This window comes from Longimicrobium sp. (assembly GCF_036280135.1).
Lineage (GTDB): Bacteria > Gemmatimonadota > Gemmatimonadetes > Longimicrobiales > Longimicrobiaceae > Longimicrobium.
In genome coordinates this window covers 1-4,644 of sequence record NZ_DASURI010000070.1, presented here as the reverse complement: position 1 = coordinate 4,644, position 4,644 = coordinate 1, and the positions used below count along the sequence as shown (strand labels likewise).

The 4,644-nt window shown below is 66.9% G+C and carries 6 protein-coding genes and 1 pseudogene; 6 read left to right on the top strand and 1 reads right to left on the bottom strand.

Going from position 1 to position 4,644, the window contains the following annotated elements:
- The first annotated feature begins 7 nt into the window (after positions 1-7).
- The 6 genes from VFZ20_RS32880 (at position 8) to VFZ20_RS02485 (ending at position 4,218) form a co-directional block, all read left to right on the top strand.
- Complete coding sequence (locus VFZ20_RS32880) at positions 8-172, top strand: hypothetical protein (protein ID WP_414682920.1); 165 nt, start codon at positions 8-10, stop codon at positions 170-172.
- 57 nt (positions 173-229) lie between these two features.
- On the top strand, positions 230-868 hold the full coding sequence (clpP, locus tag VFZ20_RS02505) for an ATP-dependent Clp endopeptidase proteolytic subunit ClpP (RefSeq protein WP_329682242.1): 639 nt from the start codon (positions 230-232) through the stop codon (positions 866-868).
- A 49-nt stretch (positions 869-917) separates the two neighbouring features.
- Positions 918-2,159: an ATP-dependent Clp protease ATP-binding subunit ClpX gene (gene clpX, locus VFZ20_RS02500; RefSeq protein ID WP_329682241.1), complete on the top strand. Its 1,242-nt coding sequence runs from the start codon at positions 918-920 to the stop codon at positions 2,157-2,159.
- A gap of 450 nt (positions 2,160-2,609) precedes the next feature.
- Entirely contained in the window at positions 2,610-2,960 is a 351-nt protein-coding gene (locus tag VFZ20_RS02495) for a hypothetical protein (RefSeq protein ID WP_329682240.1), read from the top strand.
- A 115-nt stretch (positions 2,961-3,075) separates the two neighbouring features.
- Complete coding sequence (gene yihA / locus VFZ20_RS02490; RefSeq protein ID WP_329682239.1) at positions 3,076-3,789, top strand: ribosome biogenesis GTP-binding protein YihA/YsxC; 714 nt, start codon at positions 3,076-3,078, stop codon at positions 3,787-3,789.
- A gap of 78 nt (positions 3,790-3,867) precedes the next feature.
- Entirely contained in the window at positions 3,868-4,218 is a 351-nt protein-coding gene (locus VFZ20_RS02485; RefSeq protein WP_329682238.1) for a hypothetical protein, read from the top strand.
- Positions 4,219-4,531: 313 nt separating this feature from the next.
- On the opposite strand, the pseudogene VFZ20_RS32875 reads toward VFZ20_RS02485, so the two are convergent.
- Positions 4,532-4,644 (bottom strand): annotated as a pseudogene (locus VFZ20_RS32875) (IS110 family transposase); the annotation flags it as partial.

Below are 4,644 nucleotides of genomic sequence, written 5' to 3'. Positions count from 1 at the left end.
CGACGACGTGGATGCGCGGGTCGAGAAGCTGGCCGAGCAGCACGGCCGGTCGCCCAGCGACGTGTGGGTGGAGCTGGAGCGCACCGGGCAGATGCAGGCGCTGGAGTCGGAGATCCTGGAGGAGAAGGTCTTCGAGCACCTGCGCTCGCGCAACACGATCACGCAGGGCTAAGCGGCTCCGGGGAGGGCCGCGGCCCTCCCCACCTCATGCCAGGAGACCAGACCGAGAATGGCCATCTATCCGCCGTACGTGATCGAGCGGTCCAGCCGGGGCGAGCGCAGCTACGACATCTTCAGCCGCCTGCTGATGGACCGCATCGTGTTCCTCGGCAGCGCCGTGGATGACACGGTCGCCAACATCATCATCGCACAGCTCCTTTTCCTGGATGCCGACAACCCGGAAAAGGACATCTACCTGTACATCAACTCGCCCGGCGGCGTGGTGACGGCGGGGCTGGCCATCTACGACACCATGCAGTACATCCGCTCGCCCGTGCACACCATCTGCATCGGCATGGCGGCGAGCATGGGGGCCATCCTGCTGGGCGCGGGGGAGAAGGGCAAGCGCAGCGCGCTTCCCAACGCCCGCATCATGCTGCACCAGCCCAGCGGCGGCAGCCAGGGCACGGCGGCCGACATCGAGATCGCGGCCCGCGAGATCCTGGGGCTGCGCCAGCGCCTGAACCAGATCCTGAGCCACCACACGGGCCAGTCCGAGGAGCGGGTGGAGGCGGACCTGGACCGCGACCGCTTCATGTCGCCGGAGGAGGCCAAGGAGTACGGCCTCATCGACGAGGTCATCGCGCACGGGGGCACCACGCAGCTGGTGGCCGTTCGCCACGACCACGCGGAGACGGGCACCTCCTGACGGAGGCGCCCCGTCCCCTCCCTTTCCAAGAACTCGCAGGTTTCAGGCTATGCCCAGCGACAAGCACCTCCGTTGCTCGTTCTGCGGAAAATCCAAGGACTCGGTAAAGCGCTTCATCTCCGGGCCCTCGGTGTACATCTGCAACGAGTGCATCTCGCTCTGCAACGAGATCCTGGCCGAGGAGGAGATCAAGGAGGCCACCAGCGCCGCCACGCCGGTGCCCACCCCCCTCGAGATCAAGGAGGTGCTGGACCAGTACGTGGTGGGCCAGGAGCAGGCCAAGAAGTCGCTCTCGGTCAGCGTCTACAACCACTACAAGCGGGTCAACAACCACGGCGTGATGGACGAGGTCGAGCTCGACAAGTCCAACATCATGCTCATCGGCAGCACGGGCGTGGGCAAGACGCTGCTGGCGCAGACGCTGGCCCGCGTGCTTCACGTGCCGTTCACCATCGTCGACGCCACCACGCTCACCGAGGCGGGCTACGTGGGCGAGGACGTGGAGAACATCCTCGTGCGCCTGCTGCAGGCCGCCGACTTCAACGTGGCGGAGTGCGAGCGCGGCATCATCTACATCGACGAGATCGACAAGGTCGCGCGCAAGAGCGAGAACCCGTCCATCACGCGCGACGTGTCGGGCGAGGGCGTGCAGCAGGCCCTGCTCAAGATCCTGGAGGGCACCACGGCGTCGGTGCCGCCGCAGGGCGGGCGCAAGCACCCGCAGCAGGAGTACATCCAGATCAACACCCGCCACATCCTCTTCATCTGCGGTGGGGCGTTCGATGGGCTGGAAAAGATCATCGAGGCGCGCACGGGCAAGCGGCAGATCGGCTTCGGGGCCAAGGACGGCGGGCGCATCGAAAAGACGGCCAACCCGTTCGAGAACGCCGAGCCCGAGGACCTGCTGCGCTTTGGCCTGATCCCCGAGCTCGTGGGCCGTCTGCCGGTGACGGTCACGCTGGAGAACCTGGACGAGGACGCCCTGGTGCGCATCCTGACGGAGCCCAAGAACGCGCTCGTCAAGCAGTACCAGAAGATCTTCCAGATGGATGGCGTGGGGATCACCTTTGACCCGGGCGCCATCCGGGCCATCGCGCGGCAGGCCATCGAGCGGGGCACGGGCGCCCGCGGCCTGCGCGCCGTGATCGAGAACCTCATGCGCGACATCATGTTCGACATCCCCAGCCGCGAGGACGTGCGCGAGGTGGTCGTCACGCCCGAGTGCGTGACGGACGGCGTGCCGCCCCTGCTGGTGCTGGCCCCCGACGCGCGGCGCAAGAAGGAAGCGTGAGGACGGAAGTGCGTTAGTGCGTTAGTGCGGAAGTGAACTGCGCGGGGGCGGCCGATGTGCCGCCCCCGCGTTTTTCTTCGCGATCGGGTTCGGTGACCTGCGCCAGGCAGAGGGCAACTGCATTCTCACACGGCGCTTCGCGAACGGAGTTAACGGTAACCGATTCGAAACGCCGTCAACCGTTCACGAAGTGCCGTGTGCCAAGGCAGTTTTCCGGACGCGATGCGCACCATATCCGCCATCGCGATCCAAACCACGCGGCAGCAAAAAGTGCCCCCGGCCAACGATCTACGCGAGACAAACCCTCACCGGGACGTATACGCCAGAGCTTGTGCAAAACATCAGTTTTATTTCACGACATCTTTCATTGCGACACTTTCCGGGGCTATTGTGGAGCGTCGGGCGATTGCCCGGCAGTCCCCCCAATTCACCCGTTTTCGGGAGTGTACCATGAAGAAGCTCACGCTGGACCTCGACGCGCTGCAGGTGGAATCGTTCGACCCCTCGTCCGAAACGGACGTGCTCCGCGGAACCGTGGACGGCCGCCAGATCCTGAATCCCAACACCCGCGGCCTGTCGGAGTGCATCCGGTGCCTGCAGACGGCGGACTTCAGCTGCCGCAACAGCTGCATGGCATCGTGCATCGGCACCTGCGACGCGTCGTGCTACGGCACCTGCGGCTGCCCCAACCCCAGCGAAAACCTGAGCGCGTGCTGTCCCCTGCAGACCCAGTACTGCGACACGCGCCTGTGCCCCATCGAGGACACCGGGCGCTGCCTGCAGCTCACCGCCGGCTGCTGAACCACCGGCAGGCACGGTGATGGAACGGGGAACCGCCGCGGATCGCGGCGGTTCCCTTTCTGGCATCGGCACGCGTCCCTTGTCGGCGCTTGCCCTGCCCGTGTACTTTGGCGGCATGCGAATCAAATCCGTAGAGTTTGCCGGGGCCATCGGGCAGCCGGGCCAGCCGCCGCCGGAGTCCGCGCGGGGAATGCCGCAGGTGGCGTTCTCGGGGCGCTCCAACGTGGGCAAGTCGTCGCTCATCAACCGCCTGCTGGGCCGCACGCGCACGGCCATCGCCCGCGTGTCGGCCACGCCCGGCAAGACGCAGGAGATCAACTTCTACCGCGTCCGCTCGGACCTGGGCGACTTCTTTCTCGTGGACCTTCCCGGCTACGGCTTTGCCCGCGCGCCCGAGGAGGCCCGGAAGAAGTGGGAGAAGTACATCAGCTCCTACCTGTCCCGCGGCGAGGACCTGGCCGGCGTGGTGCAGCTCATCGACCTGCGCACGGGCCCCACGCCCGACGACCTGCGTTCGGTGGAGTACCTGGCGGAGCTGGGCCTGCCCGTGCTGTTCGCCTTTACCAAGTCCGACAAGCTCACGGCCACCAAGCGCAAGGAAGCGTTCGACAAGACGGTCAAGGCGCTGGGCATCGAGCCGGACCAGGCCATCGCCTTTTCGTCGCTCAAGGGCGACGGGCGCGACGACCTGCTGGAGACGCTCGGCGCCCTCGTCTTCCCCCAAGGCGACGAGTCGGCGGACGAGGACGGATCGGACGGCGACGAGGCCGATGCGGACCCGGAGGGCGAGGTCCCGGGGGACGGGGAGGGAGCAGGCGCGCCGGACTGACGCGTCGTTCTCCACGCGTGGCACGGCCAGTGCGAGTACCCTGCGCATACCTGTGACGAGGAGGAGCGGATGCGAGGGATGATGCGAATGATCGCCGCCATGGTGGTGGCGCTGGGGCTGGCGGGCTGCTTCGGCAACCGGATGGGGGGCGAGGGCAACACGCTGACGGTGACGGTGCAGAACGACGGCGCCATTCCCAGCCAGGTGCGGGTGTACCTGGTGCAGTCCGCGGGGCCGGAGATCAACCTGGGCACGCTGCCCACGCTGGGCACGGGAACGCTCTCGACCACGCGCGAGTTCCTGTCCGGGCAGTACCGCCTGCGCGCCGAGGGCGGCACGAACGCCGTGCAGTTCTCGCCCGTGGTGGCCCTGGCGCCGGGCGACGTGATCATCTGGAACCTGCAGCGCAACGTGATCCAGCGACCCTGACCGCGCCGGATGACGAGAAGGCACAAAGCCCCACCGGATACGCGTCCGGCGGGGCTTTGTCGTTCTCGAAGTCCTCGACGCAGAGTCGGCTCCGCGCGAGCGCCCCCTCCGCTCGCCGGGTCATCCTGAGGGAGCGCCGCGCGTACACGACCACGCGCAGGACTTTGGCGCGACCGAAGGATCTTGCCCGCGAAGCGACAAGCCGGCATCTGGTGCGCAGAGCCGACTTGTCGCTTTGCAGGCAAGATCCTTCGTCGCCGCCAGGGATCATGCACAGGTACGGGCCGCGCGGCGGCTCCTCAGCAACTGTGTTTCAGACGGTGGCCGCGATCGCCGGATTCCAGGGTGTATTCGTGCGCGCCATCGTGTTCAGGATCACCAGCAGCTTCCGCAGACACGCGATCATGGCAACCTTGAACGGCTTCC

Coding starts and splice junctions, on each gene's coding strand:
- VFZ20_RS02495 (WP_329682240.1), top strand. CDS start 2,610: ATGAAGAAGCTCACGCTGGACCTCGACGCGCTGCAGGTGGAATCGTTC.
- clpX (WP_329682241.1), top strand. CDS start 918: ATGCCCAGCGACAAGCACCTCCGTTGCTCGTTCTGCGGAAAATCCAAG.
- yihA (WP_329682239.1), top strand. CDS start 3,076: ATGCGAATCAAATCCGTAGAGTTTGCCGGGGCCATCGGGCAGCCGGGC.
- VFZ20_RS02485 (WP_329682238.1), top strand. CDS start 3,868: ATGATGCGAATGATCGCCGCCATGGTGGTGGCGCTGGGGCTGGCGGGC.
- clpP (WP_329682242.1), top strand. CDS start 230: ATGGCCATCTATCCGCCGTACGTGATCGAGCGGTCCAGCCGGGGCGAG.